This is a genomic window from Acidimicrobiales bacterium (genome assembly GCA_035547835.1).
Classification (GTDB): Bacteria; Actinomycetota; Acidimicrobiia; order Acidimicrobiales; family Iamiaceae; genus DASZTW01.
The window spans coordinates 75,607-94,710 of sequence record DASZTW010000005.1 but is presented as its reverse complement, the minus strand read 5'-3'; the positions used below and the strand labels follow the sequence as shown (position 1 = coordinate 94,710).

At 71.9% G+C, this 19,104-nt stretch carries 20 protein-coding genes; 17 read left to right on the top strand and 3 right to left on the bottom strand.

Translation table 11 applies throughout. From position 1 onward, the window contains the following. Positions 1 to 50 precede the first annotated feature (50 nt). Complete coding sequence (gene hisS / locus VHA73_02890; GenBank protein ID HVX16954.1) at positions 51 to 1,382, top strand: histidine--tRNA ligase; 1,332 nt, start codon at positions 51 to 53, stop codon at positions 1,380 to 1,382. Further along, on the top strand, positions 1,379 to 3,169 hold the full coding sequence (gene aspS / locus VHA73_02885; GenBank protein ID HVX16953.1) for an aspartate--tRNA ligase: 1,791 nt from the start codon (positions 1,379 to 1,381) through the stop codon (positions 3,167 to 3,169). Before hisS ends, aspS begins: the two co-directional genes overlap by 4 nt. 6 nt (positions 3,170 to 3,175) lie before the next feature. Here the strand turns inward: aspS and VHA73_02880 are convergent, their stop codons facing one another. Together VHA73_02880 and VHA73_02875 are read right to left on the bottom strand one after the other, a co-directional pair. Then, complete coding sequence (locus VHA73_02880; protein HVX16952.1) at positions 3,176 to 3,931, bottom strand: SDR family oxidoreductase; 756 nt, start codon at positions 3,929 to 3,931, stop codon at positions 3,176 to 3,178. 3 nt (positions 3,932 to 3,934) lie between these two features. Further along, positions 3,935 to 4,237, bottom strand: a complete 303-nt coding sequence (locus VHA73_02875) for a Dabb family protein (GenBank protein HVX16951.1) — start codon at positions 4,235 to 4,237, stop codon at positions 3,935 to 3,937. A 230-nt stretch (positions 4,238 to 4,467) separates the two neighbouring features. Between VHA73_02875 and VHA73_02870 the strand changes: the two genes are divergently transcribed. The 15 genes from VHA73_02870 (at position 4,468) to efp (ending at position 18,290) form a co-directional block, all read left to right on the top strand. Next, positions 4,468 to 5,010: a hypothetical protein gene (locus VHA73_02870; protein ID HVX16950.1), complete on the top strand. Its 543-nt coding sequence runs from the start codon at positions 4,468 to 4,470 to the stop codon at positions 5,008 to 5,010. Positions 5,011 to 5,101: 91 nt separating this feature from the next. Beyond that, entirely contained in the window at positions 5,102 to 6,580 is a 1,479-nt protein-coding gene (locus tag VHA73_02865) for a replication-associated recombination protein A (protein ID HVX16949.1), read from the top strand. After that, entirely contained in the window at positions 6,577 to 7,074 is a 498-nt protein-coding gene (locus tag VHA73_02860) for a hypothetical protein (protein ID HVX16948.1), read from the top strand. Before VHA73_02865 ends, VHA73_02860 begins: the two co-directional genes overlap by 4 nt. A 4-nt stretch (positions 7,075 to 7,078) precedes the next feature. Next, positions 7,079 to 7,399 (top strand): hypothetical protein, encoded by a 321-nt coding sequence (locus VHA73_02855; GenBank protein HVX16947.1) that lies wholly within the window; start codon positions 7,079 to 7,081, stop codon positions 7,397 to 7,399. Between the two features lie 12 nt (positions 7,400 to 7,411). Then, on the top strand, positions 7,412 to 10,021 hold the full coding sequence (gene alaS / locus VHA73_02850; GenBank protein HVX16946.1) for an alanine--tRNA ligase: 2,610 nt from the start codon (positions 7,412 to 7,414) through the stop codon (positions 10,019 to 10,021). Then, entirely contained in the window at positions 10,018 to 10,476 is a 459-nt protein-coding gene (gene ruvX, locus VHA73_02845; GenBank protein ID HVX16945.1) for a Holliday junction resolvase RuvX, read from the top strand. The genes alaS and ruvX overlap by 4 nt, the downstream gene beginning before the upstream one ends. After that, a complete protein-coding gene (locus tag VHA73_02840) occupies positions 10,473 to 11,480 on the top strand; it encodes an endolytic transglycosylase MltG (GenBank protein HVX16944.1) in 1,008 nt (335 codons plus the stop codon). Before ruvX ends, VHA73_02840 begins: the two co-directional genes overlap by 4 nt. Continuing rightward, a complete protein-coding gene (aroE, locus tag VHA73_02835; protein ID HVX16943.1) occupies positions 11,480 to 12,361 on the top strand; it encodes a shikimate dehydrogenase in 882 nt (293 codons plus the stop codon). Before VHA73_02840 ends, aroE begins: the two co-directional genes overlap by 1 nt. Before the next feature lie 67 nt (positions 12,362 to 12,428). After that, the gene (locus VHA73_02830; GenBank protein ID HVX16942.1) at positions 12,429 to 13,199 is read left to right on the top strand and encodes an A24 family peptidase; all 771 of its coding nucleotides are present in this window, start codon (positions 12,429 to 12,431) and stop codon (positions 13,197 to 13,199) included. Positions 13,200 to 13,258: 59 nt separating this feature from the next. Further along, a complete protein-coding gene (aroC, locus tag VHA73_02825) occupies positions 13,259 to 14,434 on the top strand; it encodes a chorismate synthase (protein HVX16941.1) in 1,176 nt (391 codons plus the stop codon). Further along, positions 14,427 to 15,029 carry a shikimate kinase gene (locus tag VHA73_02820; protein ID HVX16940.1) on the top strand — a complete coding sequence of 201 codons (603 nt, stop codon included), beginning with the start codon at positions 14,427 to 14,429 and terminating at the stop codon, positions 15,027 to 15,029. Before aroC ends, VHA73_02820 begins: the two co-directional genes overlap by 8 nt. A gap of 7 nt (positions 15,030 to 15,036) precedes the next feature. After that, the gene (locus VHA73_02815) at positions 15,037 to 16,041 is read left to right on the top strand and encodes a 3-dehydroquinate synthase family protein (GenBank protein HVX16939.1); all 1,005 of its coding nucleotides are present in this window, start codon (positions 15,037 to 15,039) and stop codon (positions 16,039 to 16,041) included. Further along, positions 16,038 to 16,511 carry a type II 3-dehydroquinate dehydratase gene (locus tag VHA73_02810; GenBank protein ID HVX16938.1) on the top strand — a complete coding sequence of 158 codons (474 nt, stop codon included), beginning with the start codon at positions 16,038 to 16,040 and terminating at the stop codon, positions 16,509 to 16,511. Before VHA73_02815 ends, VHA73_02810 begins: the two co-directional genes overlap by 4 nt. After that, positions 16,508 to 17,698, top strand: a complete 1,191-nt coding sequence (locus VHA73_02805) for an aminopeptidase P family protein (GenBank protein ID HVX16937.1) — start codon at positions 16,508 to 16,510, stop codon at positions 17,696 to 17,698. The genes VHA73_02810 and VHA73_02805 overlap by 4 nt, the downstream gene beginning before the upstream one ends. A 31-nt stretch (positions 17,699 to 17,729) precedes the next feature. Next, positions 17,730 to 18,290: an elongation factor P gene (efp, locus tag VHA73_02800; GenBank protein HVX16936.1), complete on the top strand. Its 561-nt coding sequence runs from the start codon at positions 17,730 to 17,732 to the stop codon at positions 18,288 to 18,290. Positions 18,291 to 18,332: 42 nt separating this feature from the next. Here the strand turns inward: efp and VHA73_02795 are convergent, their stop codons facing one another. Further along, on the bottom strand, positions 18,333 to 19,100 hold the full coding sequence (locus VHA73_02795; GenBank protein HVX16935.1) for a hypothetical protein: 768 nt from the start codon (positions 19,098 to 19,100) through the stop codon (positions 18,333 to 18,335). Between the last annotated feature and the right edge of the window lie 4 nt (positions 19,101 to 19,104).

The window sequence follows — 19,104 nt, the reverse complement described above, 5'->3', positions numbered from 1 at the left end:
GCGAATCGCATGGTTCGGTGGTGGGGTGGCGCCAGGTAGCGTGGCGGGCCGTGTCGGCCGGGCCTTCGTTCAGTGCACCTGTCGGGACGCGCGACGTCCTGCCAGGCGAGGCGGCCCGCTGGGAGCGGCTGATCGCCACCTTCGCCGGCCTCATCGAGCGGGCGGGCTACGGGTTGCTGCACACGCCGCTGTTCGAAGACCTCGGGGTCTTCCAACGGCTGGGTGAGGGCACCGACGTGGTCCGCAAGGAGATGTACGACTTCGAGGACAAAGGCGGGCGCCGGGTGGCGCTGCGGCCCGAAGGCACCGCGTCGGTCACCCGTGCGTACGCCCAACATCGGCCGCAAGTGAACCCCTGGAAGATCTGGTACCTGACCCCCGCCTTCCGGTACGAGCGTCCGCAAGCCGGGCGCTACCGCCAGCACCACCAAGTGGGCGTCGAAGCGCTCGGGTCGCCCGACCCGGACCTCGACGTGGAGGTCATCGCGCTCGGCCACGAGTACCTCGCCGCGCTCGGGCTGCGCCGCGTCACGTTGCTGTTCAACTCGTTGGGCACGCCCGCCGATCGCGTGGCGTACATCGACCTGCTCCGCGGCTGGCTGACCGACCGACTCGGCGACCTCGATCCCGATGACCGGGCGAGAGTCGAGACCAACCCGATGCGGGTGCTCGACTCCAAGCGCGCCGCCACTCGTGACGCGACGGCCGACGCGCCCCGCATCACCGACCACTTGTCGCCCGACGCCGCCCGGCACTTCGAGCGCGTGCTCGAAGGCCTCCGCGCGCTCGAGATCGACGTGGTCCTCGAACCCCGGCTCGTGCGGGGGCTCGACTACTACAACCACTCGCTGTTCGAGTTCACGAGCGACGTGCTCGACACCGCGCAGGCCGCCGTGCTCGGCGGCGGGCGCTACGACGGCCTCGTCGAGGCGTTGGGTGGGCCACCCACGCCCGGTGTCGGATTCGGTTCGGGCATCGAGCGCGTGCTGCTGGCATGCGACGCGGAAGGCGTCTTCGACGTGCCCGAGCCCTCGGTCGACGTGTTCGTGGTCGACGTGACCGGCGGCGACGCGGCCCGTGACCTCACCGTCGAGCTGCGCCGCACGGGCATCGCCGCCGACCGCGCGTTCGACGCCCGCTCGATGCGAGCCCAGATGAAGGCGGCCGACCGGTCGGGCGCCGCGCTCGCGCTCATCGTCGGTCCCAAGGAAGCAGCAGGTGGGCAGGTCACGGTGCGCGACCTGCGCGGCCACGACCACCGTCCCGACGACGCCCAGACCACCATCGCCCGCGACCAGGTCGCGGTGCGTGTCAACGAGCTGCTGGCAGCGGCCCGGCCCACGTCCCCATCCGGGGCGGATCCCGCGACGGAGGAACGATGACCGACGGCCCAGCGCCCGAGCAGCGACCCGAGCTCAGCTTCACCGGTGCGCCGGCGGGTCGGCGCGACGCCTGGTGCGGCGACGTGCGCCCGGCCGACATCGGTCGCACCGTCCACCTGTGCGGTTGGGTGGCACGGCGGCGCGAGCACGGCGAGCACTTGGCGTTCGTCGACCTGCGCGACCGCACCGGTCTGGTCCAGTGCGTGGTCGACGGATCGCACGACGTGCGCGCCGAGTACGTGGTGCGCGTGACCGGCACGGTCCAGGCGCGACCCGACGGCACCGTCAACCCCAACCTGGCCACCGGCGAGGTCGAGCTGCACGACTGCGAGGTCGAGATCCTGTCGGTGGCCGAGCCGCCGCCGTTCCCCCTCGACGACCGCCGCGAGATCGACGAGACCCTGCGGCTGCGTCACCGCTACCTCGACTTGCGGCGCGGCCGCATGCAGCACAACTTGCTCGCGCGGGCGAAGATCAACAGCGCGCTGCGCTCGGCGATGGAACGTCAGGGCTTCGTCGAGATCGAGACGCCGATGTTGATCGCGTCGACTCCCGAAGGCGCCCGCGACTTCGTGGTGCCGTCGCGCCAGAGCCCGGGTGACTTCTACGCCCTTCCCCAGAGTCCGCAGCTGTTCAAGCAGCTCGCGATGGTGGGTGGGATCGACCGCTACTACCAGATCGCCCGTTGCCTGCGCGACGAGGATCTCCGCGCCGACCGGCAGTTCGAGTTCATGCAGCTCGACCTCGAAGCCAGCTTCGTCGGCCAAGAGGAAGTGTTGGCGTTCACCAGCGAGGCGGTCGCCGACGCGACCGAAGCGGTCACGGGGGAGCGACCGGCGAGCATCCCGTCGATGACGTGGCACGAGGCCATGGAGCGCTACGGGTCCGACAAGCCCGACGTGCGGTTCGGCCTCGAGCTGGTCGAGCTCACCGAAGTGTTCGCGGCCACGGGGTTCAACGCGTTCCGCACCCCGTGTGTGAAGGGCATCCGGCTGCCGGGCGGCGCCGAGCTCGGGCGCAAGCGGCTCGATGACCTGACCGACCGCGCCAAGCAGTGGGGCGCCAAGGGCCTGGCGTGGTTCCGCGTCGAAGACGGCGCGCTGAGCTCGCCGGTGGCCAAGTTCCTCTCCGACGACGAGCAGCAGGCCTTGCGGTCGGCGCTCGACGCGGAAGTGGGCGACTTGTTGTTGCTGGTGGCCGACGAGCGCACCGTGGTTCGTCACGTGCTCGGCCTGTTGCGGCTCGAGCTCGGCCGGCCGCCGGTCAACGCAGCCGGGTTCCACTTCTTGTGGGTGGTCGACTTCCCGCTGTTCGAAGGGCTCGGCGACGACGGCCGACCCCTACCGGCGCACCACCCGTTCACGATGCCCCACGCCGACGACCTGTCACAGCTTGCGTCGAGTGACCCGTCCGACCTCCTGTCGATCCGCTCGCAGGCGTACGACCTCGTGTTGAACGGCTGGGAGCTCGGTTCGGGCAGCGTCCGGATCCACCGGCCCGACATCCAACAGCGGATCTTCGAGCTGTTGGGCATCGGCGAGGACGAGGCGCAGCTGAAGTTCGGGTTCCTCCTCGACGCGTTCCGCTACGGGCCACCACCGCACGCCGGCTTCGCGTTCGGCATCGACCGGCTCACGGCGTTGTTGGTCGGCGAGGAGAACATCCGCGAAGTCATCGCCTACCCGAAGACCCAGTCGGGCGCCGACCCGCTCACCGGGGCCCCGGGGCCGATCGACGCCGCGCAGCTCACCGAGCTCGGTCTGCGGTTGTTGCCGAAGAAGGCCTGACCGCCGCTACTGGAGGCCGCGGTACTCGCCGCCGTCGACCGGTATCGCCGCGCCAGTGATGAAACGGGCGGTGTCGGAGCACAAGAACGCCACCACTCGGCCGAAGTCCTCGGGACGCCCGATCGTGCCGCTGCCGATCGATCGACTGGCAGCAGCTTCCTCGGCCGCTTCGATCGACCCGTACAACGACACCATGCGGTCGGTGCCGTGGAGGCCCGGCTGCACCGAGTTCACCGTCACCCCGCCCCCGGCGACCTCACCGGCGAGCGTCTTCAAGAACGCGGTGGCGCCCGCCCGAGCCGTGTTCGACAAGATCAACGTCGGCGACGGTTGGCGCACGGTCACCGACGTGATCGCCACCACCCGACCCCAGCCCTGGCCGACCATTGCCGGGACCGCGGCCTTGCACATCGCGACGGTCGACAGCAGGTTCAACGCCAGCGCGGGCTCGTAGGCCTCGAGGTCGGTCGACTCGAACGTTCCGGCCGGTGGCCCACCCGCGTTCGGGACGAGGATGTCGAGCCCGCCGAGTGCCTCGGTCGCGGCGGTGACGAACGCGGTGGCCCCGGCCGGGGTGCCGACGTCGGCTACGAGCGCGATGGCGCCCGGCATGCTCGTGGCCGCGTCCTCGACCCGTCGGCGGTCCCGCCCGCAGATCGCAACAGTGACCCCTTCCGCGGCGAGCGCCCGGGCCGAGGCGAGCCCGAGCCCGGCAGAGCCGGCGGCCACGGCCGCTCGCCGGCCAGCGATCCCGAGGTCCACGGGTCAGTCCTCGAACTCGTACTGGACCGCGGTGCGGTTGGCGAGGATGGGTCGGAGGCGCTCGGCGATGAGCTGCTGGTGCCATGCGTGATCGCGGTAGGCCTCGTAGCCCGCGAGATCGGCGAAGTCGGCGACGATCGCGTACTGGTGGTTGCCGTCGGCGAGGGACAGATCGGGGCCGTGATGGTACGCACGCGTCGTGCCGACGATGCCCGGCAACTCGTCGAGCCCGGACCGGAGGTGGGTGAGCTGCTGGTCGGTCGCGTCGGGGTGGAATCGAAGCAGCACGACATGTCGAACGGTCACGCACCCATTCGAGCACGCCGACGGGTCGGCCTGGGCCACGGGCCGCTCGGGCGCGGGGCGCGCAGCCCCGGGCGGGGGGCGGGCGCGGGCGGAGCCGCTGGGCGATGGCGGCGCGGCGGGTGCGTCGCTGTCCCGGCGCCGGGGGCGAGGGGCGTGCGGCCCCGGGCGGGGTCGGGGGCCGCACGCGGGTGCCGGTACCGGGAGCTGGCCGGCGGGGTAGCGTCAGGCACATGGCTGGGACCGATCGACCGATGCGGGTGGTGCCCGAGCGCCAGCGGGCGAGATGGTTCGTGGAGGTCGCCCTCGGTGCGTCGTTGCTGTGGGTGATCGAGCTCAGCGTGCTCGGACGATGGGGGTCGGTCGGGCGTCCGATGCGCGATGTGGTCATCGTCGGGGCAGTCGGCATCGTGGTCGGCGGCGGATGCTGGCAGCGACTGAGCCAGGCGGCCGCCCGGCACCGACCGCTCCCGCCCGGTGCGTTCGAGCGCCAATCGCCGGGATCTGCGCGGGTGATCGTATGCGTCAGCGCCTTGCTGCTCGCCACGGCCACCGTGGCGTTCGGTGTCGTGATGCCCGCCGTGCTCGCGGGTGTACTCGCCTACGCGTTCGTGGTCCGCCGTGCCGAGGAGACCTATGGCGTGCAGCTGTGGCGTGACGCCGCCTGGCGCTCGTCGTTCGGCGCGGACCCGGCAGAGCTGTACTGCACCGGCGCTCGCTCCACCTCGGGCGATTCGTCGCGCCGCCTCCGCGTCCCGCGCCACCACACTGCCTGACCCCCCTCCGTCGTGCTGTGAGCACTTGGCCACCTGGTGGGTGGCTGGGTGCTCACAGCAGGTGGGGGAGTGGGGCGCGTAGCCTCGGGTGATGGCACCACGGGCCCCGCGGGGCGGCGTTGTCGGCGGCGCGGGCGGCGGTGCTGGCGGCGGTGCTGGCGGCGACCTGTTCGCAGCTGCCGCCGAGGACCGATTGGCGACGCGGGCACCGCTGGCTGAACGACTCCGGCCCGTGACGCTCGACGACATCGTCGGCCAGGACCACCTGCTCGCCCCAGGTGCACCCTTGCGCACGCTGATCGACGCCGACCGACTCAGCTCCGTGGTGCTGTGGGGGCCGCCTGGCACCGGCAAGACGAGCCTCGCCCGCCTGATCGCGCGCACCACGGCCAAGGCGTTCGAGCAGCTCTCGGCCGTGAACGCCACGGTGGGCGACGTGCGAGCGGTCATCGCGCAGGCCCACCAACGGCTCGGCGAGCACGAGCAGGGGACGATTTTGTTCCTCGACGAGGTCCACCGGTTCAACAAGGCGCAGCAGGACGCGCTGTTGCCGGTGGTGGAGTCGGGCCTGCTGGTGCTGATCGGTGCCACGACCGAGAACCCGTACTTCGAGGTCAACCCTCCGCTGCTCAGCCGCTCGACGTTGTTCCGCTTGCACGAGCTCGACGCCGACGCGGTCGGTCGGCTGATTGACCGGGGCGTCCAGGCCGAACGCGTGGCCATCGACGCGGCCGCGCGTGACCACCTGGTGGCTCGGGTCGGCGGCGACGGTCGTCAAGTGCTCACCGCGCTCGAGGTGGCGGCGACGTTGGCCCGGAGCGCGGCCGCCCGGCGCGCCGCGGACGACGCGGCCGGCGAGCGCGCGCCTTCCGGTCGGGAGGCCGCCGGCTCGGCTTCGCCGGCTCGAGCTCCCGATGGCCGGCCTGCCGTGATCGGTCTGGTGGAGGCCGAGGCGGCCCTCGGGACCAAAGCCCTCCGGTACGGGCGCGACGAGCACTACGACGTGGTGTCCGCCTTCATCAAGTCGATCCGCGGGTCCGATCCCGACGCAGCGCTGTGGTGGCTCGCAACCATGCTCGAGGCGGGGGAGGACGCCCGCTTCATCGCCCGTCGCCTGGTGATCCTCGCGTCGGAAGATGTCGGCCTGGCCGACTCGCAGGGGCTGGTGGTGGCCGACGCCGCGGCCCGCGCCGTCGAGTTCGTCGGCCTCCCCGAAGCCCAGCTCAACTTGGCCCACGCCACCGTGTACCTGGCCACCGCGCCGAAGTCGAACCGTTCCACGGTCGCGCTCGGCGCGGCGCAGGCGGCGGTGCGCGAGCAGCGGGCGAGCGGGGTCCCGGCCCATCTGCGCGACGCCCACTACCGTGGCGCGGCGTCCCTGGGTCACGGTGAGGGCTACGAGTATCCTCACGACGACCCGCGGGGATGGGTCGACCAGAGCTACCGGCCGCCAGAAGTGGCCGGACGCACGTTCTACCGGCCGTCCCCCCACGGCGACGAAGAGGAGATCGGGCGGCGCATGGCCGAGCTGCAACGGTGGCGAGACGATTCCGAAAGGCCGCGCGCATGACGGCGCTCGTCGCCCAGATGAGCGCCACCGACCTCGCCACCGTGCTGGTGTGCGTGGGCACGGCCGTGGCGGTTGCGGTGCTGGTGTGGGCCATCGGGTCGTTGCTGCGGGCCGCTCGCCGGTTGCGCGCCGCGGCGGAGCGGCTCGACCGCCATGCCGAGGAGCTCGTGGCCGCACTTGGCGACACGGTGGCGGGGGCCGATGCGCAAGTCGACCGGCTCGACGCCGTGCTGTCGTCGGCCGAGTCGATCACCGGCACGGTCGACGCGGCCTCTCGGCTTGCCTACCGGGCTGTGTCGAACCCCGTCATCAAGACCATGGCCCTGGCATCGGGCACGAGCCGGGCTGCCAAGCGGTTGCGCGGCACCGAACCGCCGCCCGGCGTCACGTCGCTGCCGGCTGCCCGCCACAGCGCGGCGGCGCGGCGTGACGCCCGTGGCGGCCCCCGCAGCACGGGCACGGCCCGCACCACCCGTCGACCGAAGAGGAAGTGAGGCGGTGTTCAAGCGCGTCACCTGGTTCGCCACCGGAGCTGCGGCGGGACTCGGCGGTGCCGTGTACGCCCGTCGGCGGGTGCGGGAGGCCGTCGGCCGGCTTGCGCCGGAGCACGTGCAACAAGCCGCTCGGGATCGGGCGCGCGCGGCGGCCGAGCGGGTGGCCGACGCGGTGCGCGAGGGGCGCGCCGCGATGCGTGAGCGAGAGCAGGAGCTTCGCGACAACCGCCCAGGTCACACGACCGTGATCGACACCACCGGGCGGGCCTCGGGCCGCCCGGGTGCCGAACCCAACTCGATTCAGGCCCGCCAAGCCGCCCGGTAGGCTTCGCGCGCCATGGACGTCGACCAGCTTCGCCGCGCCTTCGTCGACTTCTTCGCGGCGCGCGAACACACGGTCGTCCCCTCGGCCAGCCTGATCCCGCACCACCCGTCGGCTCCGATGTTCACGAACTCGGGGATGATGCCGTTCGTCCCACAGTTCCTCGGCGAGGAGCCCGTGCCGTGGGACCCGCGCCGGGCCGTGTCGGTCCAGCGGTGTGTGCGCGCCGGCGGCAAGCACAACGACCTCGACGCGATCGGCCGATCGCCGCGCCATCTCAGCTTCTTCGAGATGCTCGGCAACTTCAGCTTCGGCGACTACTTCAAGACCGACGCGATCCGCTTCGCGTGGGAGTTCGTCACCGGCACGCTCGGACTCGACGGTGATCGCATCTGGGTGTCGGTCCACGTCGACGACGACGAAGCAGCGGAGATCTGGGTCGACGAGGTCGCGTTCCCCGCCGAGCGGATCGTGCGGTTCGACAAGGACAACTTCTGGGAGATGGGCGACGTCGGCCCGTGCGGGCCGAGCTCGGAGCTGTTTTGGGACTACGGCCCCGAGATCGGGCCCGACGGCGGTCCGGCCAACCCTGCGGCCGAGGATCGCTTCGTCGAGATCTGGAACCTGGTGTTCCAGCAGTACTTCCGCCAGCCCGACGGCACGTTGACCGACCTCCCGTCGAAGAACATCGACACCGGCGCCGGCCTCGAGCGCATCGCGTCGGCGCTGGTGGGCGACCACTGGCTGTACGCCGCCGACACGCTCTCGCGCCTGGTCGACAAAGCACAGTCGCTCACCGGCCGTCTGCTCGGCCGCGACCCCCAAGACGACATCGGCTTGCGGCTCATGGCCGACCACGCCCGCACGATGACCTTCCTGGTTGCCGACGGCGTGGTCCCGTCGAACGACGACCGCGGCTACGTGCTGCGCCGGATCATCCGCCGGGCGATCCGGTTCGCGTACCTGCTCGGCGTCGAGGACCTGGTGATGCCCGCCATGGCCGACGAGGTCATCACCGTGATGGGCGGTGCCTACCCCTACCTGCTCGACGCCCGCGACGGCCTGCTCGGCGTGCTCGAGCGCGAGGAAGGCCAGTTCCGTCGCACGCTGCGCACCGGCCTCGGCATCCTCGACGCGGAGCTGGCGGCGCTCCCCGAAGGCGGCACGCTGCCGGGCGAGGTCGGGTTCACGTTGCACGACACGCACGGCTTCCCGCTCGAGGTCACCACCGAGCTGGTGGCCGACCGCGGGTACCAGTTCGACCAGGCCGGCTTCGACCGCGCCATGGCCGATCAACGGAACCGGGCCAAGGCGCACGCCCGCAAAGGCGGCGTGGCGGCGGGCGACGAAGCGGCCGCCTTCGCTGCCGTCCTCGACGAACACGGGCCCACCTCGTTCGTGGGGCGCGACGTCGACCTCGTCGACGGCACCGTCGTGGCGGTCGTTCCGTCTGACGACGATCCCACCCTCGTGTCGATCTTCCTCGACCGCACGCCGTTCTACGCCGAGTCCGGCGGCCAGGTCGGCGACACCGGCACCATCACCACCGACACCGGCCGGGCCGACGTGGTCGACACCACCGCGCCGCTGCCGGGCCTGCACCGCCACCATGCCCGCATCGTGGAAGGCGAGATCACAGCCGGGCAGCTCGCCCGCGCCGAGATCGACCACGAGCGGCGCGCCGCGATCCGGCGCAACCACACCGCCACCCATCTCCTGCACTGGGCGCTGCGCACGGTGCTGGGCGAGCACGTGAAGCAGCAGGGGTCGCTGGTGGCGCCCGACCGGTTGCGGTTCGACTTCAGCCACTACGAGCAGGTCACCACCGACCAGATCCGCACCATCGAAGACCTTGCGAACCACGACATCTTGGGCAACGCGCCCGTGCACCACTTCGAGACCACCAAGGAACACGCGGCCGAGCTCGGCGCGATCGCGTTCTTCGGCGAGAAGTACGGCGACCGGGTCCGGGTGCTCGAGGCCGGCGAGCACTCCATCGAGCTGTGCGGCGGCACCCACGTGCAGCGGCTCGGCGACATCGGGCCGCTGAAGATCGTCAGCGAGGGCTCGATCGGGTCGAACATCCGCCGCATCGAGGCGGTCACGGGCACCGGTCCGATCGATCGGCTCCGCGCCGAGGAAGACCTGGTGGCGCAAGCAGCTGCTCGCGTTGGAGTGCCGTCGTCCGATCTGCTGAGCGGCATCGACAAGCGCGTGGCCGAGCTCGACGACCTCCGCGACGAGCTCAAGGGCCTGCGGCGCCGGATGGCCACCTCGCAGGCCGGCGATCTCGCTGCCCAGGCGATCGACGGGGTGGTGGTGGCCAGGGTCGACGGCATCACCCGCGACGACGTCCGCGACTTGGCTCTCGCCGTGCGCGACAAGGACGGCATCCGCGGCGCCGTGCTCGGCGGGGCACCCGATGGCGGCGGTGTCACGATCGTCGCGGCGGTCCGGCCGGGTCAGGGTCTGCACGCCGGTGACCTCATCGCCGACGCCGCCAAGACGGTCAGGGGTGGCGGCGGCAAAGGCGCCGACCTCGCCCAGGCCGGCGGCAAGGATCCTTCGCAGCTCGACGACGCGCTGAACCAGGCCCGCGCTGCCGCCGGCATCCCGCCGGCGTGAGGGCGCTGGGTGTCGACCCCGGCACCAAGCGGGTCGGGGTGGCGCTCGGTGACACCACGACCGGCGTCGCGACACCGCTCACCGTGGTCGCCCGCACCCGCGACGCAGCGGCGTACCGGCGGGAGGTCGCCGCGCTGGCCGAGGAGTGGGAGGCCGACCTGCTCGTCGTCGGTCTGCCGGTGACCATGGGAGGACAGGTGGGGGTGGCGGCCGAGGCCGCCCGCTCCGAGGCCGACGAGCTCGGGCGCGCGACCGGCTTGCCGGTGGCCCTCTACGATGAGCGGCTCACGTCGGTGACCGCCAACCGGTCGCTCCAGCACCAAGGCCTCGACAGCCGTGCACGCCGCGGCAAAGTCGACGCTGTGGCCGCAGCCGTCTTGCTGCAGGCGTGGCTCGACGGGGTGGCCGCCGGCACCGTGGTCCCACCGCTCGACGAGGGCACCCAACGCACATGACCGATCAATCGCCGTTCGAGCCGATCGAGCTGCCCGCGTCGCGCCTCGCGGTCGATACCCGCAGCGAGGGTCGGCCCGGTGGATCGGGGCTGCCGCCCAACCGTCGGCGGGGCCGCAACGTGTTGTTGGCGGCGGCGGTGGTCGCGACGTTGGTCGTGTTGGTGCTCGGACCGCTGCGCACCAAAGTCCGCGACGCCCTCGGCGGCCACCCCACCACGACCACCGTGCCGGTTCCGGTCGACGTGGCGATCCCTCCCGGCTTTCGCCTCGCCAACATCATCAATCGGTACCACTCCATGGTGCCGTCGTTGTCGGTCACCGCCATGCGTCGCGCGCTGACCGACGGCAGCGTCACGTCGACGCTCCTGCCGCCTGGTGGTGTCCCGGCGTCCCGCCTGCCCGAGAACGGCAGCGCGCTCGAAGGCCTGCTGCTGCCGTCCACCTGGTCGGTACCCCGCGGCGCGAGCGCCGACCTCGTGCTCGAGAACATGGTCTCGGGCATGGAGGACGAGACGGCCCAGCTCGGCATCAGCGCCGCCGCCCAGCGCCTGAACCTCACGCCGTACCAGATCATCACCGTCGCCTCGATGGTGCAGGCCGAGGCCGGCAACCCCGACGAAGCGCCGAAGATCGCGCGGGTGATCTACAACCGTCTGGCGGCCGACGAGCCGCTCGGCATCGACGCGACTTCGAAGTACCTCAAGTGCGTCACCTCGCTCAACGAGCAGGTGTGCCAATCGCCGCTCACCAACGCCGACTTCAAGGTCGACTCGCCGTACAACACCCGCACGCACCGCGGCCTGCCACCCACCCCGATCGGCGCGCCGGGGAAGGACGCGCTCGAAGCGGCCATGAACCCCGCCGCAGGCCCATGGCGGTTCTACGTGCGTGCGGTCGCCGACGATTCGCTCGGGCGTCCCCAGCACGAGTTCTTCGCCGACAACACGAGCGCCGATTACAACCGCGCGGTGCAGGCCTGCATGGCCAGCTCGCTCGGGTGCTGATGGGTACCCTCCGGCCGAGCGGCTCGACCCGTCTGGCCGCGGTGATCGGCGATCCGGTCCGTCACTCGCTGTCGCCGGTGCTGCACAACGCCGCGTTCGAGGCGCTCGGCCTCGACTGGGTGTTCCTCGCTTTCGAAGTGGCTGCAGGCCGTGGTGCCGACGCGGTCGCCGCCATGGCGGTGCTGGGCATCGGCGGCCTGTCGGTCACCATGCCGCTGAAGGCGGAGGTTGCGGCCGCGGTCGACGAGCTCACCCCCGACGCGGCCGCGCTCGGCGCGGTCAACTGCGTGTCGTTGCGCGACGGGCGGACGGTCGGCCACAACACCGACGGCTCGGGGTTCGTCGCCTTCTTGCGCAACGACGAGGGTTTCGACCCCGATGGCCGCCGCGCCGTCGTGCTGGGCGCCGGCGGCGCGGCCCGGGCGGTGATCCACGCGCTCGCCGCGGCCGGCGCAGCCGAAGTCGGGATCGTCAACCGCACGCCCGGGCGCGCCGCGGCTGCGGCCCGCCTGGCGGGCTCGGTGGGGAACGTCGTGCCGGCCGAAGCCGTGGCTGACGCCGACCTGGTGGTCAACGCGACGCCGGTCGGCATGGCCAACGTGGCCACCTTCCCCGGCGTCGACGAGCCGCCGGTGATGCCGTCGGACCCGGCGTTGCTCGGTCCAGGACAGCTCGCAGTCGACCTGATCTACGAACCGGCGAGCACGCCGTGGATCATCGCGGCCCGAAGCCGCGGCGCCAGTGTCGCAAACGGCCTGGGTCTGCTGATCGCGCAAGCCGCGCAGGCCTTCCGGATCTGGACCGGCCAGGACGCCCCGACCGGGGTCATGTCGGGCGCGGCGGTCGGCGCCCTGGCTGCCCGCGACGACCCCACGCCTTGACCCCGGCCTGATCCGGCCGACAGGACGAGCATGCCGTCGTACCCCAGCGCGCCGTAGGGTGCCCGCCATGGCCGACCCGGTGCTCCTCGCGGCGTGCGGGGCAGGCGGTCTCGTGTCGGGCGTGTTCGTCGAGGCGCTGGCGGTTCGCCATCGCGACGACGCCGACCTCGACCGCCCGCTGCGGGCGCCGTGGTCGCGGTGCGGATCCTGCGACGCCCCGCTGCACGGGCTCGAGCTCGTGCCGGTGGCCGGACCGTTCGCCCACCGAGGACGTTGCCGCGAGTGCGGCCACGTCGTGGGCGTGGCCCAGCTCGCCGTCCAAGTCGTCAACGCCGTGCTCTGGATCCTCGCCGGCATCCGCTTCGGTGCCAGCGCACCGCTCGTGCCCTACCTCCTGCTGTTCTCGGGACTGCTCACCTTGGCCGTGGTCGACTTGCGCACGTACCGGCTGCCGGACCGTCTCACGTTCCCGATGCTGTACGGGTCGGTCGTGGCGGTGGTGGTGCTGTCGCTGGTGCGCCATGAGCCCGCACGGATCCTGTACGCCGCGGCGGGGTCGCTCGGCTTCTTCGCGTTGTTGGCGCTGATGGCGTTCGTGTCCCCCAAAGGCATGGGCTGGGGCGACGTGAAGCTGGCACGCCTGCTCGGTCTCTGGCTCGGGTGGCTGAGCCCGATCCTGGTGGTCCACTCGCTGCTGGTCGCCGGTCTGGCCGGGGTGGTGGTGGGGCTGGTGGTGCTCGCGGTGCGGCGCGGCCACAGCGCGCCGTTCCCGTTCGGGCCGATGCTCGCACTCGGCGCGGTGGTGGCCATCTTGATCAGCCCCGCGCTGGTCGCCTGAGCAGCCACGCGCCCCGAACCCCGTTCGGACGCCCGGCGCCCAGGGCGTAGATTCGCGTGATGCTCCGCTTCCTCACCGCCGGCGAATCACATGGTCGCGGCCTGGTCGTGGTGGTGGAGGGGCTGCCCGCGGGGCTCACCGTGACGGTCGAGCAGATCCAGGCTGAGCTCGCCCGCCGCCGCCTCGGCTACGGGCGAGGTCCGCGCCAACGGTTCGAACAAGACGAGCTCACGATCGTCGGCGGGGTCCGCCACGGCCGGACGCTCGGCTCTCCGGTCGCCATCGAGATCGGCAACTCCGAGTGGAAGCGCTCCGACAAGTGGCACGAGGAGATGGCCGTCGAGCCGGGCGGGACCAAGGCCCCGCTCACGCAGGTCCGACCCGGCCACGCCGATCTCGCCGGCATGCAGAAGTACGGATTCGTCGACGCCCGCGACGTGCTCGAACGGGCTTCGGCCCGCGAGACCGCGGCTCGGGTGGTGGCTGGGTCGCTGGCCAAAGCGCTGCTCGCCGAGCTCGGCGTCGAGGTCCTCAGCCACGTCATCGCGCTCGGTGGCGCCCGGGCCGGGCTCGACACCCGCCCGCGCCCGTCTGACCTCGCCCGCATCGACGCGTCGGCCGTCCGCTGCTTCGACCCGGTCGCCGAGGAAGCGATGGTCGCCGAGATCAAGGCTGCTGCCAAAGAAGGTGACTCGCTCGGGGGCATCGTCGAAGTGCTGGCGTACGGCGTGCCGGTGGGCCTCGGGAGCCACGTCCACTGGGATCGCAAGCTCGACGCCTTGCTGGCCCAGGCGGTCATGAGCATCCAAGCGGTGAAGGGCGTCGAGATCGGTGACGGCTTCGAAGTCGCCTCGCGGCGGGGGAGCGCGGCGCACGACCCGATCACGTACGACGCCGAGGAGGGCTTCCGCCGCACCTCGATGCTCGCCGGCGGCCTCGAAGGCGGCATCTCCACGGGCGAGCCGGTGGTGGTGCGCGCCGCGATGAAACCCCTCGCCACCCTGAACCGGCCCACGCTGGAGACGGTCGACGTGCTGTCGAAGGAACCGGGCGTGTCGTTCAAGGAGCGCACCGACGTCACGGCCGTACCGGCGATGGGTGTGGTCGCCGAGACGATGGTGGCGCTCACCCTCGCCAACGAGGCGGCCCGCAAGTTCGGCGGCGACTCCGTGCGCGAGATGGTGCGCAACGCAGAGGCGGCAGAGCGGGACCGGCGGGAGGGTCCCCTTGGCTGATCGTCGCTCGAAGCACCCGACGCACATCGCGCTGGTCGGGCTGATGGGGTCCGGCAAGACCACCGTGGGCCAGCGGTTGGCGCGCCGGCTCGGCTACCGGTTCGTCGACGCCGACGCGGCGTTGGCCGAGCGCACCGGCCGCAGCGTCCGCCACTGGTTCGCCGAGGAGGGCGAGGAAGCGTTCCGCGAGGCGGAGACCTGGGTGCTCGCCGACCTGCTGTCGGCTCGCGAGCCCACGGTCGTGGCCACCGGCGGCGGCGTCGTCACCACCAAGGCCAACCGCACTCGACTGGCACAGCCCGACGTGGCGGTCGTGTGGCTGCGGGCCACCCCGGAGTTCCTCGCCAGCCGGATCGAGCAGCGCCAGGACGGCCGCAAGCGCCGTCCGCTGCTCGACGACGACGTGGCCGGAACCCTGGAACGCCTCGCCGGCGAGCGGAACGGCTGGTACGAGAAGGTCGCGGACATCACGATCGACGTCGAGCCGGTCCACCAGCACGACGACAAGCCCAAGAAGCGCCTGAGCCAGCTGGTCGAAGAGGCCCTGCGCGAGTCAGGCGTGGTCCAAGCGGGCGCCGCGTCGGGTGCGCGGTGATGCGGCCATGATCGAGCTCGACGTCCCGCTGGGCGACCGCAGCTACCCGGTGTTGGTCGGGTCCGGCGCGCGCCACCGCCTGGCGGCCGTGGTGCCGCACGGCGTCCGGCGCGCGGCCATCGTGACCCAGGCGACCATCGGGGTCGAGGTCGACGCCGGCATCGAGCAACGGACCTTCACGATGGGCGACGGCGAGGACGCCAAGCACCTCGGGACGGTCGAGGACCTGTGCCGCGACTTCGCGCAGTGGGGGCTGACCCGCGGCGACGTCGTGGTCGCCGTCGGCGGCGGGGTGGTGACCGACACGGCCGGCTTCGCCGCTGCGGTGTACCACCGGGGTCTGCCCGTCGTGCACGTGGCAACCACGCTGCTCGGTCAAGTCGACGCGGCCATCGGCGGCAAGACGGGCGTGAACTTGCCCGAAGGCAAGAACCTGGTGGGCGCGTTCTGGCAACCGTCCGCCGTGCTGTGCGACACCGAGGTGCTGGCGACGTTGCCGCCCCGCGAGTACCGCAGCGGGCTCGGGGAGATGGCCAAGTACGCCTTCTTGGGTGTCGACGACTTGCGCGACCTGCCGCTCGACGAAGCCGTCGCTGCGTGCGTCCGCTGCAAGGCCGACGTCGTGGCGTCCGACGAGCGCGAGAGCGGTCGCCGGGCGATCCTGAACTACGGCCACACGCTCGCCCACGCGGTCGAGACCGCCGGCCAGTACGACCTGCGACACGGCGAAGCGGTGGCGATCGGGCTGGTGTACGCGGCCGAGGTGGCGCGGCGGCTCGGGCGCATCGACGACGAACGGGTCCTCGAGCACCGCGACGTCGTCGCGTCGTACGACCTCCCGCTGGCCTTGCCGTCCGGCCTCGACCCGGGGCAGCTCGTCGACCTGTTCAGCCGCGACAAGAAAGCGGTCGCAGGTGTCACCTTGGTGCTCGACGGGCCACGCGGCGTCGAGCCCGTACCGGTCGACGATCGCGCACTGCTGCTCGACGCCATGGAAGCATTGCGGGCATGACCGGAAGCGAGCCGTCGCGCGGCACGATCGTGCTGCTGTCTGGCCCGAACCTCGATCTGCTCGGCCAACGCGAGCCGGCGGTGTACGGCACCGCCTCGCTGGACGACCACGTCGCCACCGCCACCGAAGCGGCGGCCGCCCACGGCTTTGCTCTCGAGCACACGCAATCGAACCATGAAGGCGACCTGATCGACGCCATCCACGCGGCGCGAGGTCGGGCTGCCGCCATCGTGATCAACGCCGCGGCCTTCACGCACTACTCATGGGCGTTGCACGACGCGCTCGCGGCGTTCGACGGGCCGTCGATCGAGCTGCACTTGTCGAATCCCGCGGCGCGCGAACCGTTCCGTCACACGTCGGTGTTGGCGGGGGTGGTCGGCGGCGCGGTGATCGGTTTCGGTGGGCTGGGGTACCGCCTGGCGGTCGACGCCGCCGTGGCGGTGCTCGAGGAGCGGGCGGCGTCGATGTGACAGCGCCGGTCGTCGACACCGACGTGTACGCGCTGGCCGACGCGGCCGACCCGGTCCGGGCTGCGGCGCGGGTCTTGCGGTTGGTCGAAGGTCTGGCGCCGTCCGACGTGGCCGGCCGGGCTGCTCGGGTGCAGGAGCGTCTCGACGACGCGGGGTGCGATGCACTGTTGGTCACGAACCTCGTGAACGTGCGCTGGCTCACCGGGTTCACCGGCTCGGCCGGACTGCTCCTGGCCACGCCCGATCGGCTCCACCTGGTCACCGACGGGCGTTACGACTTCCAGTCCCGCGACGAGCTCGAACGGGCGGGCGTCGACGCGGAGATCGTCATCGGCGCCGGTGAGGCGCAGCGCGACGCGATCCAAGCGCGGTCGTCAGGCTTCTCGCGGATCGGCTTGGAGTCCGACTCGGTCACGTGGGCGGCGCAGCGCCGGTACGCGTCGTCGTGGTTCGAGGGCGCCGAGCTGGTGCCGACCGGCCGCCTGGTCGAGGACTCGAGAGTGGTGAAGGACGCCGGGGAGATCGCCCGCATCGAGGCGGCGGCGGCCATCGCGGACGCCGCCCTGGCACGGCTGCGCCATCGACTCGTCGAGGAGCCGCGCGAGCGGGAGTTCGCACTCGAGCTCGACAGCGAGATGCGCCGACTCGGCGCGAGCGGTCCCAGCTTCGACACCATCTGCGCGGCCGGCACGAACGGCGCGATGGCGCACCACCGGCCGGACGACACCCGCTTGCGCGAGGGCGACCTCGTGGTGCTCGACTTCGGCGCCGTCGTCGATGGCTACTGCTCCGACATGACCCGCACGGTCATGCTCGGCGAGGCCACGTCGACCCAGGCCCGCATGCTCGAAGTCGTGGCCACCAGCCAGCAGGCCGGGGTCGCCGCCGTGGTCGCCGGCGTGCCGGCGGTCGACGTCGACGCCGCCTGCCGTGAGGTGATCGACCAGGCGGGCTGGGGCGACGCGTTCAGCCACGGCACCGGCCACGGGGTGGGACTCGAGATCCACGAGGCACCGGGGGTCTCGCGCACCTCGGCTGCTACGCTCACGCCCGGCGCGATCGTGACCGTCGAGCCCGGCGTGTACCTGCGGGACCACGGCGGCGTGCGCATCGAGGACACCCTGCTGGTGACACCGACCGGATCGCGCCCGCTCACCTTGGCTCCCAAGGTCACCGCGGTGAGTTGACCGTCCAATCCGTCACTTCCCGAGGAACACCATGGCTCTCACGACCAACGACCTGAAGAACGGCATGACCCTCAACTTGCCCGAGGGGCTCTTTCAGGTGGTGGAGTTCCAGCACGTGAAGCCGGGCAAGGGTGGGGCGTTCGTTCGCACCACGCTCCGCAACGTCCGGACCGGTTACTCGCTCGACCGCACGTTCCGTGCCGGCGAGAAGGTCGAGCAGGCCATGATCGACAAGCGGGAGATGCAGTACCTGTACCGCGACGGCGACGGGTTCGTCTTCATGGACACGCAGACGTACGAGCAGTCGACGGTGGCCGCTTCGGCCCTCGGCGACGCAGCGGGGTTCATCACCGAAGGTGCCACCCCCAACGTGCAGTTCTACGGCGACGAGGTCGTCGGGGTGGAGCTGCCGGCGGCCGTCGAGCTGGCCGTGATCGAGACCGAGCCCGGTGTCCAAGGCGACCGGGTGTCGGGTGCCCGCAAGCCCGCCACGGTCGAGACCGGGATCCAGGTCCAAGTGCCGTTGTTCGTCAACGTCGGCGACCGCCTCAAGGTCGACACCCGCTCCGGCGAGTACATCTCCAAGGCCTGACGCCCCCACCCCAAGGCGCACCGACCCGTTCTGGGCTGAAAATTACGCGTTGGGACGCGTCAAAAACAGCCCAGAACGGACTTTGCGCAGGGTGGCTGCCAGGCAGGCCGCGATGACCGCCGTCGACCAGCCGGGTCCTGCCAGCGCTGCCACCGCGCCGGCCGCCACGGCGGCCTGGCCCGCCACCGCGAGCGCGCGGCTGGCCGGCTCGGCCCGATCGAGGCGGCGGTGCAGCGCAGCCAGCCGTTCGGGCGTGCGTGCGCGGGCGCTCAGGAGCACTGCCGCGCCCCGCAGGGTGCCGAACGTGACGCACGCGGCGAAGGCGACCACCGGCGACGCAGTGAGGGCGGCGACCACCACCAGCGCGTACGTGGCTGCCGTCATGATGTACGTGGCGAACCCGGTGCCGATCTGCCAGCCGAAGCCGCCGGCGTACACCCAGGTGCGGAACTTGCGCAGCCACGTCTCGTCGACTTGGCGGGGATGCAACGGGAGGGAGATCCCGAACACCGCCAAGTCGGATGCGACCCCCACCAGCGCGGCGGCGCCGACCAGCGCGAGCGAGAGGGAGCGCGACGGGCCAACGGCGTGGAACGCGGCGGCGATGGCAGCCGCCACGGCGCCGAGGCACGCGCCGCCGACGGCGGCGCCGGCGATGAACCACGCCGCAGCCGCCGGGTAGCGGTGGCCGCGCGCCCGCTCGGTGACCGGCGTGATGGTCGACAGCATCGACAAGCCGCATGGCGACCACGTACCGCGGATGGCGGCCACGACGGCAAGGGCGAATGCGCAGACGATCGTGATGGCCATGGGG

Bases quoted from the DNA above. Each gene is read 5' to 3' on its own strand.
- VHA73_02865 (HVX16949.1), top strand. From the start codon at position 5,102: ATGGCACCACGGGCCCCGCGGGGCGGCGTTGTCGGCGGCGCGGGCGGC.
- VHA73_02830 (HVX16942.1), top strand. From the start codon at position 12,429: ATGGCCGACCCGGTGCTCCTCGCGGCGTGCGGGGCAGGCGGTCTCGTG.
- VHA73_02860 (HVX16948.1), top strand. From the start codon at position 6,577: ATGACGGCGCTCGTCGCCCAGATGAGCGCCACCGACCTCGCCACCGTG.
- VHA73_02810 (HVX16938.1), top strand. From the start codon at position 16,038: ATGACCGGAAGCGAGCCGTCGCGCGGCACGATCGTGCTGCTGTCTGGC.
- VHA73_02815 (HVX16939.1), top strand. From the start codon at position 15,037: ATGATCGAGCTCGACGTCCCGCTGGGCGACCGCAGCTACCCGGTGTTG.
- VHA73_02795 (HVX16935.1), bottom strand. From the start codon at position 19,100: ATGGCCATCACGATCGTCTGCGCATTCGCCCTTGCCGTCGTGGCCGCC.
- VHA73_02840 (HVX16944.1), top strand. From the start codon at position 10,473: ATGACCGATCAATCGCCGTTCGAGCCGATCGAGCTGCCCGCGTCGCGC.
- VHA73_02870 (HVX16950.1), top strand. From the start codon at position 4,468: ATGGCTGGGACCGATCGACCGATGCGGGTGGTGCCCGAGCGCCAGCGG.
- aroC (HVX16941.1), top strand. From the start codon at position 13,259: ATGCTCCGCTTCCTCACCGCCGGCGAATCACATGGTCGCGGCCTGGTC.
- alaS (HVX16946.1), top strand. From the start codon at position 7,412: ATGGACGTCGACCAGCTTCGCCGCGCCTTCGTCGACTTCTTCGCGGCG.
- efp (HVX16936.1), top strand. From the start codon at position 17,730: ATGGCTCTCACGACCAACGACCTGAAGAACGGCATGACCCTCAACTTG.
- aspS (HVX16953.1), top strand. From the start codon at position 1,379: ATGACCGACGGCCCAGCGCCCGAGCAGCGACCCGAGCTCAGCTTCACC.
- aroE (HVX16943.1), top strand. From the start codon at position 11,480: ATGGGTACCCTCCGGCCGAGCGGCTCGACCCGTCTGGCCGCGGTGATC.